Origin of the sequence: Pseudoruegeria sp. SK021, from assembly GCF_002119405.1 — a bacterium.
GTDB lineage: Bacteria > Pseudomonadota > Alphaproteobacteria > Rhodobacterales > Rhodobacteraceae > Meridianimarinicoccus.
Window position 1 is genome coordinate 16369 of record NZ_MTBG01000003.1, and the last position, 16211, is coordinate 32579.

Here is a 16211-nt window from a genome sequence, read left to right on the forward strand (position 1 = left end):
ATCTGACCGCATTGGGGGGCGCGGACGTGATGCAAATCTGTCCTACCAAGACCGAATTTCGCGATGCCGTGGCCAATCTGCGCCGGGATGGCGGCAGTGTCGGGCTGGTGCCCACTATGGGGTACTTGCACGAAGGGCATCTGACCCTGATCCGCACCTCGTCCGAGGCGTGCACCCATACGGTGGTGTCCCTGTTCGTCAATCCGACACAATTTGGCGACCCGGCCGATCTGGAAAATTATCCGCGCGATACGCCCCGCGATCTGGCCCTGCTCGAAGCGGCTGGCGTTGCTGCGGTGTTCCTGCCCAGCCCCGAAGAAATGTACCACCCCGAGGCCCAAACCATCGTCGAAACGGTCGATCTGGCCGATGTCTTGATGGGCGCGCTGCGGCCCGGGCATTTTCGCGGCGTGGCCACCGTGGTTACCAAGCTGTTGAACATCGCCCAACCGGACCGGGCCTTCTTTGGGCGGAAGGATTATCAGCAACTGGCGGTCATCCGCACTTTGGTGCGCGACCTCGACATTCCGGTCGAGGTTATCGGCGTTCCCACCGTGCGCGAACCTGACGGCCTGGCCATGTCCTCGCGCAATGTCCGCCTGACACCGGCGCATCGCGCCAGTGCCCCTGCCCTGAATGCCGCCCTTGACTGGGCCGAACTCGAAGCCAGCCATACCGCAATCAGCGCCGAAGAACTGTCCGCGGCGATCTTGGCCCGCATCGCCGTTGCCGACGGCGCCGAGGTGCAGAGCGTCGATATTCGCGATGCCGACACGCTGGCACCGCTCACCGGCCCCGTGACCCGTCCGTCCGTCATTCTTCTGGCGGTGCGGTTCGGGACGGTTCTGCTGATCGATCAGCGCGTGGTCACGCCCTGACCGTCCACCGCCTGCCTCACCGTTCCTCTCCTCGTTCCAGAAAGGCGCTTTCATGAGCACCCAGCCCCAGCCCGCACCGGCGGCCGCCACGCCCGTTCGCCGCATCACGGCCCCCCAAATCGGCGCGCGCAAGGGTGGCGAGCCCATCGTTTCGCTGACCTCCTACCACAGCCATACCGCTGCGATCGTTGACAAGTTTGCCGATTTCATTCTGGTGGGCGACAGTCTGGGCATGGTGATGCATGGCATGGACAGCACCGTTGGCGTGCCGCTGGACCTGATGATCATGCATGGCAAGGCGGTTGTCCGGGGCACCAAGCGCGCCCTGATCGTGGTCGACATGCCGTTTGGCAGCTACGAAGAAAGCCCCAATGTCGCCTTTCGCAACGCCGCCAAGATCATGAAGGAAACCGGCTGCGGCGCGGTCAAACTGGAAGGGGGATCGCGCATGGCCGAGACCATCCACTTCCTGACCCAACGGGGCATCCCGGTCATGGCCCATACTGGCCTGACGCCGCAATCCAGCCATGTGTTGGGCGGGTTCAAGACCCAAGGCCGCAATGAAGACAGCTGGCCCGCCCATGAAGAGGACGCCCGCGCCGTCGACGAAGCCGGGGCCTTCGCCGTGGTGCTGGAAGGCATGGTTGAGCCGTTGGCCGCCAAGATCACCAAGCAGATCGCCATTCCCACCATTGGCATCGGCGCCAGCGTCGATTGCGACGGCCAGATTCTGGTGCTGGAAGACATGCTGGGTCTGAACCCGTGGACGCCGAAATTCGTCAAGGTCTATGGCCAGCTTGGTCCGATGATCGAACAGGCGGTCAGCGACTATGCCGCCGAGGTGAAATCGCGCACCTTCCCGGGGCCCGAGCAAACCTACCGCTGATCCCCCCGGCAGGACCTTAGCACTTGGGCGCAACGGTCCTGCCATCCGGCCCGCGATTAAGACAACTTTAAGCAAAGTTTTTCAATCTGCTGGAGTAGTCGAATCTTCAAGCGGAGCCCCCTGATGCTGGCCCTCATTCTGGATGATGCAAACGAATTTCGGGCCGAGAAAGCCAAGGCCCTTGTCGATGCCGGGTTCGAAGTCACCTGCACCCTCAGCTTTCAACGGGCCACCGACTGCCTGCGCGGCCAGACGGTCGATCTGTTGATCATTTCCGAACGGGTTGGCGGACAGGTGTCGCATTCGCTGGCGCTGTTGGCCGAGCATCGCAACCCTTCCGTCGCCACGATCCTGTTGACCGAGCGGACGGATGCGGATGTGAATGAATTGTTTCTGCTACTCCCGGCGCTGCACTGCCTGATCGCCCCTGACGCCCCGGCACATCTGTTCAAGAAGATCGCGCTGGCCTCGGTCGTGGGCGCGGCACCCGCGCCATCACCGATGCTGTTATTGCCGGCTCAGCGCATTGGCCCGGCGGGACGCGGCAGCCCGATCTTCGCATCTCGGCGCAAGCGGGAACCTGCACCGCGCCCCCAGCTGTCACCGACAATTTTCGAGCTAGCCTGACACCAGCGCGCGCTAAGACCAAGATCGCGCTTTCGGGCGCGGACAGGTCCGGCGATGGTTCAGGCCGTCGGCACGAAGATCAGGCTGGCACCGTTCAGGCAGTGGCGTTTGCCGGTGGGTTTGGGGCCATCATCGAAAATATGGCCCAAATGACTGCCACAGCGGCGGCAATGGACCTCGGTGCGCACGGAGAACAGCTTGCGGTCCGCCTTGGTTCCCACCGCTTCCGGCAAGGATTGGTAAAAGCTGGGCCAGCCGGTGCCGCTGTCATATTTGGTCTCGGACGGATAAAGCGGCAACTCGCATCCCCGGCAGATGAACACGCCCGCACGAGCCTCATCGTTCAGCGGGCTGGTCCCGGCCCGTTCGGTGGCTTCCTCGCGCATGACCGCATATTGCAGATCGGTCAGCATCGCTTGCCATTCTGCGGTGGTCCGGGTCACCTCGAAGGTGCCCGTCGCGGCGGACCATCCCGGTACAGCCCACATCCCGGCCCCGGCACTCAGTGCGGCGCAGGCCGTTCGGGTCATCATCTGGCGGCGGTTCATGGCACTCTCCTGAGCAATGGGCGGATCGCCCGGCCCGCCCCTGCGCCAAAAGTCAGCAAACAGAGGGGCGGGACCGGCGATCCATCATTGCCTCAAGACTAGCGGAAATCCGCCGTCGGCAGAAGCACACGCCTAGTCACATGACCGGCACCGGCTCCTGTCGCAACGCGCAGGCCTTACCGCCCGGTGCCGGATGGCGGCGACAGAACCTCTTGCACGGTGCCGTCCGACCCGGTGATGCAGGTCCACAGGCCCGAACTGCCCACGTCGATATTGTAGACTTGCGTCCCACTCGCCGACATCGACGAATTGGTCACGGTCAGACCGCTGGTGCCGGTGCGGGCTTCGACCTGTGCCAAGCAGGACGCTTGCGCCGATCCATCACCCGCAGGAGCGGGTGGCGGCGTCATGTCGGATGCGCAGGCCGCCAATATAGGCAAAACGCCCAGAACAACGACCGGAAAGGGAATGCGAAGCGCCATGGATGTATCCTTAAGTCTGAAATGGGATCAAAGGGTCAGCGGGTCCATGCCGCCACCCCGGGGATCGTCGCACAGCTTGCCCCCTCCGGCAATCACTTCAACGCCCAACACCCAACGCCCCACACCGCGCGGACCTAGCGGTGGCCCGCCGAATTGCGCGACAGGAACGACACTGACCCATCGGCATGGGCGATACAGGTCCACATGCTGTTGCCCACCCCTTTCAGCGAAATGGTTGCCAGCCCCTCATCCGAGACACTGTGGGTTATGGCGCGCACACCGACGCCGCCGCCGCGCTGCTGCACCCGTGCGATGCAGCCAGCTTCGGCTTGGCTGATGTCGGCCTCCACCGCCCGCACCGGCGACCAGACGGCGCCAAGACTAAGCGCCCCCCCGATGACCGTGATCGCGGCAAGCAGCCGAAGAAGTCGGCCTGTGGTCATGATGCACCCTCCTGTGGTTGGCGACGGACGCCTGTGATCGGTCCGGTTGACACGGCGTCGAGACGGACGCCGCCAGATTACAAAACCCCGGGCACCACCTGATCCGGCGGCCGATGCCCATCGGCAAAGGTCTTGATGTTGATGAGGACTTTCTCACCCATTTCCAGCCGGCCCTCTTCCGTGGCCGAGGACATATGCGGCAGCAGCACCACATTGGGCAGGTCGCGCAGCGCCGGTGTGACCTCAATCCCGTGTTCAAACACATCCAGACCGGCCCCGGACAGCGCGCCCGCCCGCAAGGCCCGAGCCAGCGCCTTTTCATCCACCACTTCGCCGCGCGAGGTGTTGATCAGGATCGCGCTGGGTTTCAGCAGCGACAAGCGCCGTGCGTTCATCAAATGGAACGTGGACGGAGATGACGGGCAGTTGATCGACAAGATGTCGATCCGCTTGACCATCTCATCCAGGTCTTCCCAATAGGTCGCGCCCAGCTCGGTCTCCAGATCGGCCCGGATGCGGCGGCGATTGTGGTAATGAATTTGCATCCCGAACGCTTTGGCCCGCCGTGCCACCGCCTGCCCGATCCGGCCCATGCCCAAAATGCCCAAGCGCCGCCCGCCGACCCGGCCGCCCAGCAAGGCCGTGGGGGCCCAGCCGGTCCATTTGCCCGCCTGCATCAGGGCCAGCCCTTCGGGAATGCGCCGGGTCACCGACAGCATCAATGCCATGGTCATGTCGGCAGTGTCTTCGGTGACGACGCCGGGAGTGTTCGACACCAGAATGCCGCGCTGCCGGGCCGAGGCCACGTCGATATGATCCACACCTGCCCCGTAATTGGCGATCAGCCGCATGTCGGGTCCGGCATGGGCCAACAGCCCGGCATCGATCTGATCGGTTACGGTCGGCACCAGCACATTGCACCCTGCTACCGCCGCCCGCAGTTCGGCCCGGGTCATCGGCGTGTCATCGTCCCGCAGGGTGACGTCAAACAAATCCTTCAGGCGGGTCTCGACGGGCTCTGGCAACCGTCGCGTAACCACCACACTCAGGGTTTTTGCGGTCATCCCGAAGGGCCTCCTCTTCTAAAGCGTTCCACTAAGTGGCAAACTGACCGATACACAAACGAGTCACAAGCGCTGCAACGCGCCAGCGGAAAATAACCGCGCTGGCCGGGCATAAATCGGGACCAGGCAGATCATGACGGCAAAGCAATGGGGTCTTTCGGGCCTGTTGGCCTTGACACTGGGCACAAGCATATCCTTCGCCACCGGTCTGACCGCACAATCGGCAGGTCCGGTCATCCCAACAGTCCCCGCCGCTGAACCACCTTCTGCCGCCAACAGCCCTACGCCGGGCGCCGCGCCGGAACAGACCTTTGGCCCCGAAACCAACCAACCGATGCCGCGTTTTGTGTCCCTGAAGGCGAACGAGGCCAACATCCGGCGCGGGCCATCCATGACCCACCGGGTCGATTGGGTCTTCAATCACCCCGGACAGCCGCTGATCGTCACCGCCGAATACGGGCACTGGCGCCGGGTGATGGATCGTGACGGCTTTGGCGGCTGGGTGCATTACGCGCTGTTGTCGGGAACCCGAACTGTCACCGTCGATGTCGACATGATCGACCTGCGGGCCCAGCCCAGCCTGACGGCAACGGTCAAGGCCAAGGCCCAACGGGGCGTCATTGCCAAGCTCGGGGACTGCGCCGATGGCTGGTGCCAGATTCGGGCGGGCGGCCAACGTGGCTGGGTCGAAGCCAAGGATCTTTGGGGGTTGGAATTGCCGATACACGCCGCCGGGTCATCGGTTGACCCCGGTACAACTTCCGTGGCAAACGCGCAGGCCGCCCCGCGCCCTCAATAATCTTGGATTTCCCATGACCGAGCAGACCCACGCCCGACTGAACCTGTCGGCGACCCTGGCCTCGGTCGGTGTGGCTATTGTCCTCAGTTTGGCCAAGCTATGGGCACTTGGGGAAACCGGGTCGCTTGCGGTGGCGGCCTCGCTGGCCGATAGCGGCCTTGATCTGATGATGTCGCTGGCCGGTTTGGCCGCCGTGATCTATGCAGCCCGCCCCCCGGATGAAGACCACGCCTTCGGCCATACCTCGGCCGAAGATCTTGCGGCACTGGGACAAAGTCTGTTCATCCTGATCTCGGCCACAGTAATCGCCGTCGCTGCCGTGCTGCGCCTGCTGTCGGGCAACACGACACACATCGCCGCCGAAGGCCGCGGCATCGCCGTCATGGTCTTGTCCATCGTGCTGACCCTTGGGCTGGTGATCTGGCAACGGCGGGTCATGATCCGCACCGGTTCCCGCGTCGTCGAAGCCGACCGGCTGCATTACTTGGGCGATCTGGTGCCGGCCATCGGGGCGATTTTCTCGCTCTGGGCTGCCGCAAAGTTCGGACTGACCCAGATCGACGCCATCGTGGCGCTGGCCGCAGCCGGGATGCTGGCCTTCGGGGCGTTGCGGATTGGCAGTGCGGCATGGGATGCGCTGATGGACCGTGCCGCCGACCCTGCTTTGATCGCAGAGATCTCGGACATGGTCCGGACATGGCCCGGCGTCGATGGCTTTCACGATCTGAAAACCCGCCGCGCCGGATCGCGGGTGTTCGTCACCCTGCATGTGGAATTGAACGGCGATCTGCCGCTCTATGATGCCCATGCCATCGGTGCCGCCCTGCGTCAGCGCATCATGGACACCTATCCCAGCACCGATGTGATGATTCACAAAGACCCCACCGGCGACCCCGGGCCCGACATTCGTTAGGCCAGATCCGCGCAGCCCTAAGCCGCGCGGACCGGCTGGCGCGTCAAGCGGCAGTGTCCAGCCCCCGGCCCTTCAACAGCGCCTCGACGTCCGGCATCTGACCCCGGAACGCGATATACAGATCCTTGGCATCGCCAGACCCACCCTTCGACAGGATGAACTCTTCCAGCTTCCTCGCCACCTCCGGATCAAAGGCGCTGCCTGTGTCCAGAAACGCCGCGAACGCGTCCGCATCCATGACTTCCGACCACATGTAGCTGTAATAGCCGCTGGAATAGCCGTCGCCCGAGAACACATGCGCGAATTGCGGGCTGGCATGGCGCATCCCGATGGCATGGGGCATCCCCAACCCTGCCAGAATTTCGGCCTGCCGCGCCATCAGATCGCTGGGCGGCGGCCCGTCGTGAAACTCCAGATCGACCAGCGCCGAGGCGACATATTCCACCGAGGCAAAGCCCTGATCATAGGTCGAGGCCGCCAGCAACCGCTCCAGCATCGCTTCCGGCATCGGTGCGCCGGTCTCCACATGGGTGGCGAATTCCTGCAACACTTCCGGCACTTCCAGCCAATGCTCATACAACTGGCTCGGCAGTTCGACAAAGTCCCGCGCCACCGAGGTGCCCGAGATCGACTCGTAAGTCACATCCGACAGCATCTGGTGCAGTGCATGGCCAAACTCGTGGAACAGCGTCCGCGCATCGTCATAAGACAGCAGCGCCGGTTTGCCCTTCGACGGTTTGGCGAAGTTGCACACGTTGACCACGATCGGGCGGGTTTCGCCGCCCAGCTTGCGCTGACTGCGGATCGCCGAGCACCACGCCCCCGACCGCTTGCTGCCGCGTGCGAAATAATCGCCCAAGAACACCGCCAAATGTTCGCCGTTGCGCCGCACCTCCCAGGCCCGCACATCCGGATGGTAGAGCGGCACGTCAACCGGCACAAATTCCAATCCGAACAGCCGGGTCGAACAGGCAAACGCCGCTTCGATCATCCGGTCCAGTTGCAGATAGGGCTTCAACGCCGCCTCATCCAGATCATGTTCGGCCAGACGCCGCTGCTCGGAATAATAGCGCCAGTCCCACGGCTCCAGATCGCCATTGATCCCGTCATCATGCATTCGCGCGGCCAAAATATCGGCGTCTTCCAACGCCTTGGCCTTGGCCGGGGTCCAGACCGCCATCAACAGATCGCGCACCGCGGCCGGGGTCTCGGCCATTTCGGTTTCCAGCTTGAAGGCTGCAAAACTGTCATAGCCCAGCAATTTGGCCCGCTCATCCCGCAGCGCCAAAATCTCGGTCGCCACCACGCGGTTGTCGGTCTCGCCACCGCCCGCGCCCCGCGCCACCCACGCCGCATAGGCCGCCTGCCGCAGGTCCCGGCGCGGTGAAAATTGCAAGAACGGCACGATCAAGGACCGCGACAAGGTCAGCACCGGCCCCTCGGCGCCGCGTTCTTCGCCCGCGGCCCGCGCATTGGCGATCACGAAATCCGGCAGCCCGTCCAGATCGGCCTCGGCCAGCGGCATTTGCCAGCTGCGTTCATCCGCCAGCAGATTTTGCCCGAATTGCGTGCCCAGCACCGCCAGCCGCTGGCTGATCTCGCCCAGCCGGTCGCGGTCCGCGCCATCCAACTCCGCCCCTGAGCGCACAAACCCGCGCCGGGTCAACATCAGCACCCGGGCCTGCTCGGCGCTCAGACCAAGGCTGTCCTTGGCCTGCCACAGCGCATCGATCCGGGCAAACAAGGCCCGGTTCATTGAAACTTCCGTGCCAAACGCGGCCAAGCGCGGCGAAAATTCCCGCATTAGCGCCTCGCGCGCCGGGGTCGCATCGGCCCCCGACAGCGCATAGAACGTCGACAGCACCTTGTCCAAAGCGCCATAGGCCTGCTCCAGCGTGTCGATGGTGTTGGCGAAACTCGGTGCCGCACTCTGAGCGGTGATCTCAGCGATATTGGCCCGCGCCGCGCTCAGAGCGACCGTAAAGGCCGGCTCGAAATCGCTATCTTGTACCGCACCAAACGGCGGCACCTGATACGGCGTGGTCCAATCGGACAGAAGCGGGTTGGTCATGCATATCTCCTTCATCGGATCTCACCTAAGGCCGCGCATCGTCAAGTTCCAGCCTCACTGCGCCCGATCACGCAAGGATCGCTCAAGCCGGCGCAGGATCAGGGACAAGCTGATGGTCAGGGTCAGGTAAATCAGCGCCACAATATTATAGGTTTCAAAATAGCGGAAATTGGCCGCGGCCGTGACCTTGCCCAATTGCGTCACATCCCCAACGCCCAGTACCGACACCAACGAGCTGTCTTTGACGATGGCAACGAAATCATTGCCCAAGGGCGGCAGGATGGTCCGAAAGGCTTGCGGAAAGATCACCAGCCGCATCCGTTGCCAGCCCGACAGCCCCAGTGCCTTGGCCGCCTCAATCTGCCCTGCATCGACGGCCTGAAGCCCGGCCCGAAACACCTCGGCCAGAAACGCGGAATAGCCCAAGGTCAGGGCAAAAATGGCGCGCCAGACCAGCGGAAAGTCCCGAACGCCCATCTCAGGCAGGCCCAGACCACCCCGCACCCAATTCATCGCCCCCACCAGGCCCGGCGCGGCGACAAAGGCCACGTAAAGCAGTAGAACCAGCACCGGAACCCCGCGCAGGATCTCGACATAGAACCGCGCCAGCTGCCGCAGCACCCGCCAGCGCGACACCAGCGCCAGCGCCAGCAGAAAGCCCAGCACAGCCGCCATGGCAAAGCCCAGCACCGAGACCATCAAGGTCACCTGAATGCCCCGGCTGACGGTCACCAATACCTGCGCCGCAAGATCGTCGGTTACGATCCGATATAGAAAATAAGCGCCCAATCCCGCCGCAGCCACCAGCCACCACGGGAATTCGGCCTCGGACCCGGACCGTTTTTTCACAGGCATCGCCGCTCAGTTGCCAAGCTTGTAATCCACGAACCATTTCTGGGTCAGCGCATCCAAGGTGCCATCCGCCTTCAGGGCCGCAATCGCAGCATTGAACGGCAGCACCAGGTCGGACCGGTCCGGAAAGATAAAGCCGAAATCTTCGGTGCCCATGGGCCCGCCGACGATTTTGACGGCGCCGCCAGATGCCTCGACATAACCGTAAGCGGCGGTGCCATCGCTGAGAACCAGATCGACATCACCGGTGCGCAGGGCCTGCACCCCAGCGCCAAAGGTTTCGACCTTGATGATCCGGGGATTGGCTTCGTCGCCATCCAACAGATCATAAACCCCGACATAAAACGGCGTCGTCCCCGGTTGCGCCGCCAACAGCAGCGCCGGGTTATCCGCAAAGCCCTCGGCATCTTTGAACCGGCTTTCATCCGATCGCACCAACATGCGCATTTCCGAACGCATATAGGGGTCCGAGAAATCCACCACATCGTCCCGATCTTCGCGGATGGTGATCCCGTTCATCGCCATATCATATTGCCCCGCAATCACTGCGGGGATCATCGCGTCCCAACTGGTGGTTTCATAGACCGGGGTAAAATTCAGCCGCTGACCAATTTCGGTCATCACGTCATATTCCCAGCCCACCGGTTTGCCGCTGGCCGGGTCAATAAATTGCAGCGGCGGATAGGCATTTTCGGTCACCACCACCACCTCGCGCCCGCCCAGATCCGGCAACTCAGCATCCTGCGCCATCGCGGCACCAGACGTCGTCAGCGCCCCGGCTAAAGCCATAGACACACTCAAATACCAGTTCCGCATAACGCCTCTCCTTCAATCACTTGGCGGCAGAGTATCGGCGCGGTGGCGGAAGGCAAGGCCGGGCTCAGACCTTGGGTGAGGTCCGACGAAAGTCCGATGAAAGTCCGACGGTGGTCCGATCCACCAGATCGCCGCAAATCGGGCAGTCGGCGCGCCGCGCCACGTCGATCTTACGGGACTCGCCATAAAGGCCGTCATAGACGATCATCGCGCCCTTCAGCGGGGTACCCGCACCGGTGATCACCTTCAGCGCCTCCAGCGCCATCATTGACCCGATCACCCCCGGCAAAGGTCCGACGACCCCGGCCTCGGCACAGCTTGGCGCCAGACCAGCGGCAGGTTCATGAGGAAAAATGCAGTGATAACAAGGTGTTTCACCGCGACCTTCAAACACACTCACTTGGCCTTCCCATTGGCTAATCGCCCCAGACACCAACGGCACCCCGGCCGCGACGCAGGCTTGGTTGACCAATTGCCGGGTCTCGAAGTTGTCGCAGCCATCCAGCACCAGATCGTATTCCGCCACCAGTGATGCCGCGATCTCTGCGGTGAACCGTCGATGATAAGGCCGCACCACCAGATGCGGATTGATCGCCGTCATCGCCTGCTCCGCTGAAAACACCTTTGCCATCCCAACGGTTTTTTCTTGATGAATAACCTGACGTTGCAGGTTTGTCGCCTCGACGGAATCGTCGTCAATCAGCCCGATTGTCCCGACACCCGCCGCCGCCAGATACTGCAAAACCGGCGATCCAAGGCCGCCCGCGCCGATCACCAAGACCCGGGCCTGCTTTAATCGCCGTTGCCCGGTGCCGCCCACCTCGCGCAGCATGATATGCCGCGCGTAGCGGTCCAGTTCGCTATCGCTCAGCGTCGCGCCGTCGACCGGCGTCACCGCATCGGCGCGGTTTTCTGGCCGCACCCGCGTTCGCAGATACCGAAGCCCACGCCCATAGGCGGCCGCCAGCAGCCCAAGCCCGCCCAACGCCAGCCATTCGGATGCCGTACCGCCCAAAGAGGCACGCAATCCAGCCTCTTCAGGAAAAACAAACAACGACACAACAACAATGACATACAGCGCGAAGATCATCCACCACCGGGCCCGGGCCGGGACTTTCAACGCCCAACCCAGCCCCCAAATGCCTGCCGCCAGCGTCAGAAACAAACTCATCCGTGACCGCCGGTCGAGCCGAAGCCACCGGTTCCGCGTGCGGTGTCATCCAGCGTCTCAACCACGACGAAGCGGGCCATTACTACCGGGGCGACCACCATCTGCGCGATCCGGTCGCCATGTGAAATCTGCACCGCAGCATCCCCGGAGTTCAACAAAATAACCCCCAAAGCGCCGCGATAGTCGCTGTCGATCGTCCCCGGCGCATTGGCCAGAGTCACGCCGTGTTTTAGGGCAAGACCGGATCGGGGCCGGATTTGAACCTCATAGCCCGCCGGAATAGCCAGACGCAGACCAGTCGGCACCAAAACGCGCGCGCCGGGAAATAAAGAAAGGCCTGCATCCCGCTGATCTTTCGGGAAATTCGCCCGTATATCTGCCCCAGCCGCACCAGCCGTCTCATAGGACGGAAGCGGCACTGTGCGGTCGGCATCCACAGTATAGGCGATGTTGATGATGGGGCCGGTCATGACAGGGCCTCGGAAATTCGTTGGGCAAGACGCGCCGCCACCGCCGTTTTTGCCATGCGCGGCCAATCCTCGGTGCCATCCGCGGTAATCAGCGTCACAGCGTTGTCCACACCGCCCATGATCCCCGTCGCCGCCGAAACATCATTGGCCACAATCCAGTCGCAGCCCTTACGCAGCCGTTTTGCCGTAGCGTTCTCAAGCACATTCTGCGTCTCTGCCGCGAATCCGATCACCAGTTTTGGCCGCCCCGATGTCCGTTGCGACACGGTTGCCAGAATGTCGGGGTTTTCGACAAACCGCAGCTCAGGCAGCGCCCCGTCCGGCGTCTTCTTGATCTTCTGATCTGGTTCCGTCGCGACCCGCCAATCGGCCACCGCCGCCGCAAACACCGCCGCATCAACCGTGCCTGCGGCGATCACCGCCTCGAGCATCGCGCGGGCCGTTTCGACCCGGACCAGACGCACGCCTTCAGGGGGGGCAACGCTGGCGGGTCCGGTGACAAAGGTCACATCCGCGCCCAGATCAACCAACGCCCGGGCAATGGCAGTGCCCTGCGCCCCCGACGACCGGTTGGCAATGTACCGCACCGGATCAATCGGTTCATGGGTCGGGCCTGATGTGACCAGCACGCGCTTTCCCGTTAACGGCTTCGGGCCAAATGCGGCAACCGTCGCCGTCACGATCTCGACAGGCTCGGCCATGCGGCCGGGGCCGAACTCGCCACACGCCATGGCGCCGTCATTTGGCCCCACAACCTGCACCCCATCGCTGCGCAGAGTCGCCAGATTGCGCTGGGTCGCCGGATGCTGCCACATGCGCACATTCATGGCTGGCGCGATCAGCACTGCCTTGTCCGTTGCCATCAACAGGGTCGACGCCAGATCATTGGCCAGACCGGCCGCCATCTTGGCCATCAAATCCGCCGTCGCCGGTGCAACAACCACCAGATCGGCAGCGCGCGACAGTTGGATATGGCCCATCTCGGCCTCGTCGGTCAGATCGAACAGATCCCGATAAGCCTTTTGTCCGGCCAGCGCGGCCACTGACAGCGGCGTCACGAATTGCTCGGCCGCACCAGTCAGGACCGGCGTGACTGTGGCCCCGGCATCCTGATAGCGGCGGATCAACTCCAGCGCCTTATAGGCCGCGATCCCGCCCCCGATAATCAGAAGAATACGTTTGCCTGCCAGCATCAATTCCGCCTCCGGTTCCAGATCGGTCTAGTGATTGGCGAGCGGGAACTCAACCGTCCTTCGCGGGCCGGTCAAACACGGCACAGGGATCGTCGCGCGGGGCTGGCGGCGTGACCAGCCACAAATCATAGGGTGGATCGCCCTCTGGCAGGGATTCCAGGTGCCCAACCGACAGAACCCGCAACCCCGGCTCGGCCTGCCGCAATGCCCGCGCCATGCCATGATCCGTGCGGGCATGGCCGTTGCCGGTGATCACCGCCACCGGGCCGCCCGTCTCTTGCAGAGCCACAAGCGTTATTTGCGCAAAAGCCGCATCACGCAGCCGTTGGGCTTCGACCATGCCCGGCAGCATCTCGTCAGGCAGTGCATTACAATGGGCGGCCTGTTGATCGGCTTGTCGCTGGGCGGCCTCGCTAGCGTCCAGAGACTGGTCCAAGCCGAACCGGCCCGCATCGCCGGGAAACACCGCCGCCGCCCCCTCGGTGATGGCCGCACGCACCGTCGCACGCGGCAGTGCCATACCATAGACGTCCGCATCGCCCAGCGCCCCAAAGACCGGCGCATATAAGGGCCAGTCTGGCCAACCCGAGTTCGCCCAGCCCAACGCATCGGGCAGCCCCTCAGCCCCCGCCCCCAACCGGTTGACGATTTCGGCCTGCGCCGAGGTTAACATCTCGAACACCACGGCAGAGGGGCGCAATGCCGCCAGCGACAGCGCCTGATTGGCGTGATGCCCCGCGTTGTCGTGTATCTCGCCAAGTAAGACGATGTCGGCCTGCGGAAGGCGGCTTAGATGGGGAGCTGTGATTTGCTCGGCTGAAACCGGCGGGCCTGACAGGCCCAATGCGGTCAGCGCCACCAGAGCCGCCCCCGCCAAGAGGCGCAATTCAGGACATATATCCGCGCACTTCGCTGCTCTGTTCGTCAAGACTTTTCCGCAGTTTCCCAAAGGCCACAACTTCCAATTGCCGGATGCGTTCTTTTGACAGGCCCATTTCCGCACCAAGGCTCTCCAAGGTTCGCGGCGCCTCGCGCAGCTTACGCTCGCTGATGATAAACCGTTCCCGTTCGGTGAGGCAATGCATCGCCGCTGCCAGCCATTGCCGCAACTGCGCCGTATCATGGGCATCGCTGACGATTTCATCCGCCTGACTGGACGGGTCTTCCAGTGAGTCGATCCAGCTGCGGCCCTCGTCTTCGGCTGATTGAGTGGCATCCAGCGAATAATCCGACCCCGACAGCCGCCCTTCCATCATTTCCACATCTTGCAGCGGCACGCCAACCTCTGCGGCGATCATCTGGCGCAACTGATAGCCCTGCAAGGCATCGCCGCGCGCCAACGCGTCCCGCTCTAGCTTGGATTGAACCCGCTTCAAGTTAAAAAACAGCGACTTCTGCGAGGACGTGGACCCGGTTCTGACCATCGACCAGTTGCGCATCACGTATTCTTGGATCGAGGCTTTGATCCACCAGACCGCATAGGTTGAAAAGCGCACACCGCGATCCGGGTCAAACTTATCCGCCGCTTTCATCAGGCCCAGACTGGCCTCTTGGATCAGGTCATTCATCGGCGCGCCATAGCGCCGGAACTTGGCGGCCATCGAAATGGCAAGGCGCATATACGCCGTAATCAGCCGGTGCAGCGCGGCCTCGTCGCGCTGGTCGCGCCACGCATAGGCCAAGCGCAGTTCCGTGTCCGCGTCGAGCATCTCAGCCCGCATCGCCCGCCGTGAATAGGTCTGGTCGCCATATCCGTCGAAAGCCATCTGAATGCGCTCCGTCTGTTAGCTGTTGAAACCCGCCGCTTGGGTTGTCATGCAAGGGATACGCAGCAGCCTCGGGGGCGGATTAAAAAAAATGAAATTTTTTGACCTGCCGCGCACAACATTGGTGCTTGGGGGGGCCGCTTCGGGAAAATCTCTGTTCGCCGAACAGCTGATCCAAGGCACCGGCAGGCCGCGCCGGTACATCGCCACTGCCGAGGCTTGGGACGCAGAAATGCGGGCCAAGATCGTCCACCACAGGGCGCAGCGCGGCCCGGATTGGGACACGGTCGAAGCCCCGCTTGATCTGAGCACTGCCCTGCGCCGCACGCCAACAGGCCACGCGGTTCTGGTTGATTGCCTAACCCTGTGGCTGACCAACCATCTGCTGGCCGAGGCGGATCTCGATCTCTGCCGCACAGACCTATGCGCGACCCTCGCCGACCTTACCGGGCCGATCGTTCTGGTCAGCAATGAGGTCGGTCAGGGCATCGTGCCGGACACCGCCCTGTCGCGGCGGTTCCGCGACGCCCAAGGCCAGTTGAACCGGGTTATCGCGGCACAGGCCGACCTTGTCGTCGCCGTCATCGCCGGATTGCCCCTCGCCCTGAAGGGCCGCTTACCTGAACAGACAGGAGACCACCAATGAGCCCGCTCAAGACCTTTTGGTGGGTGCGTCACGGCCCCACCCACGCCAAAACCATGACTGGCTGGACTGACCGGTCGGCTGATCTGTCCGACCACGCCCGGCTCGACCGTCTGCACCAAAGCTTGCCCGCCACTGCGCCGGTCGTGTCCTCCGACCTGATCCGGGCGCAACGCACCGCCGACGCGCTTGGCGATGGACGCCAGCGCCTGCCGGACCTACCGGATCTGCGCGAGATGCATTTCGGTGACTGGGAAGACAAAAGCTTCGCCGACATCAATGCCGCCGACCCGGATCGTTGCTTTGCCTTCTTTGACAGCCCCGGCGCATTGCGCGCACCGGGTGGGGAAAGCTGGGATGACCTGTCAAATCGGGTGGATCGCGCCGTTGCGGGGTTGCTTGCCCTGCCCGGCCCTGATGTGATCATCGTCGCCCATATGGGCGTGATCCTGACCCGCATCGCGCAGGCGCTGTCCGTGCCGGCCACCACCGCCATCGGCCACCAGATCGCACCGCTTTCAGTGACGCGGACCGAATGGTCAACGGCGTGGACGGTTCCGCTGATCAATCACAGCCCGTGATGTCTCGG

At 63.2% G+C, this 16211-nt stretch carries 19 protein-coding genes; 7 read left to right on the plus strand and 12 right to left on the minus strand.

Features of this window, described 5'->3' with window-relative positions:
* Window positions 1–29: 29 nt before the first annotated feature.
* The 3 genes from panC to BV911_RS03675 all read left to right on the plus strand — a co-directional run bounded on the left by panC (window position 30) and on the right by BV911_RS03675 (window position 2391).
* Window positions 30–878, plus strand: a complete 849-nt coding sequence (gene panC, locus BV911_RS03665; RefSeq protein WP_086052241.1) for a pantoate--beta-alanine ligase — start codon at window positions 30–32, stop codon at window positions 876–878.
* 52 nt (window positions 879–930) lie between these two features.
* Window positions 931–1764, plus strand: a complete 834-nt coding sequence (gene panB / locus BV911_RS03670; RefSeq protein ID WP_086052242.1) for a 3-methyl-2-oxobutanoate hydroxymethyltransferase — start codon at window positions 931–933, stop codon at window positions 1762–1764.
* Between the two features lie 123 nt (window positions 1765–1887).
* A complete protein-coding gene (locus BV911_RS03675; protein WP_086052243.1) occupies window positions 1888–2391 on the plus strand; it encodes a hypothetical protein in 504 nt (167 codons plus the stop codon).
* Between the two features lie 59 nt (window positions 2392–2450).
* Here the strand turns inward: BV911_RS03675 and msrB are convergent, their stop codons facing one another.
* The 4 genes from msrB to BV911_RS03695 form a co-directional block, all read right to left on the minus strand.
* Window positions 2451–2939 (minus strand): peptide-methionine (R)-S-oxide reductase MsrB, encoded by a 489-nt coding sequence (gene msrB / locus BV911_RS03680; RefSeq protein ID WP_086052244.1) that lies wholly within the window; start codon window positions 2937–2939, stop codon window positions 2451–2453.
* Window positions 2940–3115: 176 nt separating this feature from the next.
* Complete coding sequence (locus BV911_RS03685) at window positions 3116–3421, minus strand: hypothetical protein (protein ID WP_086052245.1); 306 nt, start codon at window positions 3419–3421, stop codon at window positions 3116–3118.
* A 134-nt stretch (window positions 3422–3555) separates the two neighbouring features.
* Window positions 3556–3864: a hypothetical protein gene (locus BV911_RS03690; protein ID WP_086052246.1), complete on the minus strand. Its 309-nt coding sequence runs from the start codon at window positions 3862–3864 to the stop codon at window positions 3556–3558.
* 77 nt (window positions 3865–3941) lie between these two features.
* The gene (locus tag BV911_RS03695; RefSeq protein WP_086052247.1) at window positions 3942–4928 is read right to left on the minus strand and encodes a D-glycerate dehydrogenase; all 987 of its coding nucleotides are present in this window, start codon (window positions 4926–4928) and stop codon (window positions 3942–3944) included.
* A gap of 133 nt (window positions 4929–5061) precedes the next feature.
* On the opposite strand from BV911_RS03695, the gene BV911_RS03700 reads away from it, so the two are divergent.
* A complete protein-coding gene (locus BV911_RS03700) occupies window positions 5062–5727 on the plus strand; it encodes an SH3 domain-containing protein (protein WP_086052248.1) in 666 nt (221 codons plus the stop codon).
* 13 nt (window positions 5728–5740) lie between these two features.
* Entirely contained in the window at window positions 5741–6640 is a 900-nt protein-coding gene (locus BV911_RS03705) for a cation diffusion facilitator family transporter (protein WP_086052249.1), read from the plus strand.
* Window positions 6641–6683: 43 nt separating this feature from the next.
* On the opposite strand, the gene BV911_RS03710 is transcribed toward BV911_RS03705, so the two are convergent.
* The 8 genes from BV911_RS03710 to BV911_RS03745 form a co-directional block, all read right to left on the minus strand.
* Window positions 6684–8711 (minus strand): M3 family metallopeptidase, encoded by a 2028-nt coding sequence (locus tag BV911_RS03710; RefSeq protein WP_086052250.1) that lies wholly within the window; start codon window positions 8709–8711, stop codon window positions 6684–6686.
* Window positions 8712–8765: 54 nt separating this feature from the next.
* Complete coding sequence (locus BV911_RS03715) at window positions 8766–9566, minus strand: amino acid ABC transporter permease (protein WP_086052251.1); 801 nt, start codon at window positions 9564–9566, stop codon at window positions 8766–8768.
* Between the two features lie 6 nt (window positions 9567–9572).
* The gene (locus BV911_RS03720; protein ID WP_371587818.1) at window positions 9573–10379 is read right to left on the minus strand and encodes a transporter substrate-binding domain-containing protein; all 807 of its coding nucleotides are present in this window, start codon (window positions 10377–10379) and stop codon (window positions 9573–9575) included.
* A 64-nt stretch (window positions 10380–10443) separates the two neighbouring features.
* Window positions 10444–11550, minus strand: coding sequence for a molybdopterin-synthase adenylyltransferase MoeB (locus BV911_RS03725; protein WP_086052252.1), 1107 nt, complete (start codon window positions 11548–11550; stop codon window positions 10444–10446).
* The gene (gene dut / locus BV911_RS03730) at window positions 11547–12020 is read right to left on the minus strand and encodes a dUTP diphosphatase (RefSeq protein WP_086052253.1); all 474 of its coding nucleotides are present in this window, start codon (window positions 12018–12020) and stop codon (window positions 11547–11549) included. Before dut ends, BV911_RS03725 begins: the two co-directional genes overlap by 4 nt.
* Window positions 12017–13213: a bifunctional phosphopantothenoylcysteine decarboxylase/phosphopantothenate--cysteine ligase CoaBC gene (gene coaBC, locus BV911_RS03735; RefSeq protein ID WP_086052254.1), complete on the minus strand. Its 1197-nt coding sequence runs from the start codon at window positions 13211–13213 to the stop codon at window positions 12017–12019. Before coaBC ends, dut begins: the two co-directional genes overlap by 4 nt.
* A 49-nt stretch (window positions 13214–13262) precedes the next feature.
* On the minus strand, window positions 13263–14072 hold the full coding sequence (locus tag BV911_RS03740) for a ChaN family lipoprotein (protein ID WP_240512135.1): 810 nt from the start codon (window positions 14070–14072) through the stop codon (window positions 13263–13265).
* A 28-nt stretch (window positions 14073–14100) separates the two neighbouring features.
* Window positions 14101–14979 carry an RNA polymerase factor sigma-32 gene (locus tag BV911_RS03745; protein ID WP_086052255.1) on the minus strand — a complete coding sequence of 293 codons (879 nt, stop codon included), beginning with the start codon at window positions 14977–14979 and terminating at the stop codon, window positions 14101–14103.
* A gap of 91 nt (window positions 14980–15070) precedes the next feature.
* Between BV911_RS03745 and cobU the strand changes: the two genes are divergently transcribed.
* A complete protein-coding gene (cobU, locus tag BV911_RS03750; RefSeq protein WP_086052256.1) occupies window positions 15071–15625 on the plus strand; it encodes a bifunctional adenosylcobinamide kinase/adenosylcobinamide-phosphate guanylyltransferase in 555 nt (184 codons plus the stop codon).
* Window positions 15622–16203, plus strand: a complete 582-nt coding sequence (locus BV911_RS03755; RefSeq protein WP_086052257.1) for a histidine phosphatase family protein — start codon at window positions 15622–15624, stop codon at window positions 16201–16203. Before cobU ends, BV911_RS03755 begins: the two co-directional genes overlap by 4 nt.
* Window positions 16204–16211: the final 8 nt, after the last annotated feature.

Coding starts and splice junctions, on each gene's coding strand:
- panC (WP_086052241.1), top strand. CDS start 30: ATGCAAATCTGTCCTACCAAGACCGAATTTCGCGATGCCGTGGCCAAT.
- panB (WP_086052242.1), top strand. CDS start 931: ATGAGCACCCAGCCCCAGCCCGCACCGGCGGCCGCCACGCCCGTTCGC.
- BV911_RS03675 (WP_086052243.1), top strand. CDS start 1,888: ATGCTGGCCCTCATTCTGGATGATGCAAACGAATTTCGGGCCGAGAAA.
- msrB (WP_086052244.1), bottom strand. CDS start 2,939: ATGAACCGCCGCCAGATGATGACCCGAACGGCCTGCGCCGCACTGAGT.
- BV911_RS03685 (WP_086052245.1), bottom strand. CDS start 3,421: ATGGCGCTTCGCATTCCCTTTCCGGTCGTTGTTCTGGGCGTTTTGCCT.
- BV911_RS03690 (WP_086052246.1), bottom strand. CDS start 3,864: ATGACCACAGGCCGACTTCTTCGGCTGCTTGCCGCGATCACGGTCATC.
- BV911_RS03695 (WP_086052247.1), bottom strand. CDS start 4,928: ATGACCGCAAAAACCCTGAGTGTGGTGGTTACGCGACGGTTGCCAGAG.
- BV911_RS03700 (WP_086052248.1), top strand. CDS start 5,062: ATGACGGCAAAGCAATGGGGTCTTTCGGGCCTGTTGGCCTTGACACTG.
- BV911_RS03705 (WP_086052249.1), top strand. CDS start 5,741: ATGACCGAGCAGACCCACGCCCGACTGAACCTGTCGGCGACCCTGGCC.
- BV911_RS03710 (WP_086052250.1), bottom strand. CDS start 8,711: ATGACCAACCCGCTTCTGTCCGATTGGACCACGCCGTATCAGGTGCCG.
- BV911_RS03715 (WP_086052251.1), bottom strand. CDS start 9,566: ATGCCTGTGAAAAAACGGTCCGGGTCCGAGGCCGAATTCCCGTGGTGG.
- BV911_RS03720 (WP_371587818.1), bottom strand. CDS start 10,379: ATGCGGAACTGGTATTTGAGTGTGTCTATGGCTTTAGCCGGGGCGCTG.
- BV911_RS03725 (WP_086052252.1), bottom strand. CDS start 11,550: ATGAGTTTGTTTCTGACGCTGGCGGCAGGCATTTGGGGGCTGGGTTGG.
- dut (WP_086052253.1), bottom strand. CDS start 12,020: ATGACCGGCCCCATCATCAACATCGCCTATACTGTGGATGCCGACCGC.
- coaBC (WP_086052254.1), bottom strand. CDS start 13,213: ATGCTGGCAGGCAAACGTATTCTTCTGATTATCGGGGGCGGGATCGCG.
- BV911_RS03745 (WP_086052255.1), bottom strand. CDS start 14,979: ATGGCTTTCGACGGATATGGCGACCAGACCTATTCACGGCGGGCGATG.
- cobU (WP_086052256.1), top strand. CDS start 15,071: ATGAAATTTTTTGACCTGCCGCGCACAACATTGGTGCTTGGGGGGGCC.
- BV911_RS03755 (WP_086052257.1), top strand. CDS start 15,622: ATGAGCCCGCTCAAGACCTTTTGGTGGGTGCGTCACGGCCCCACCCAC.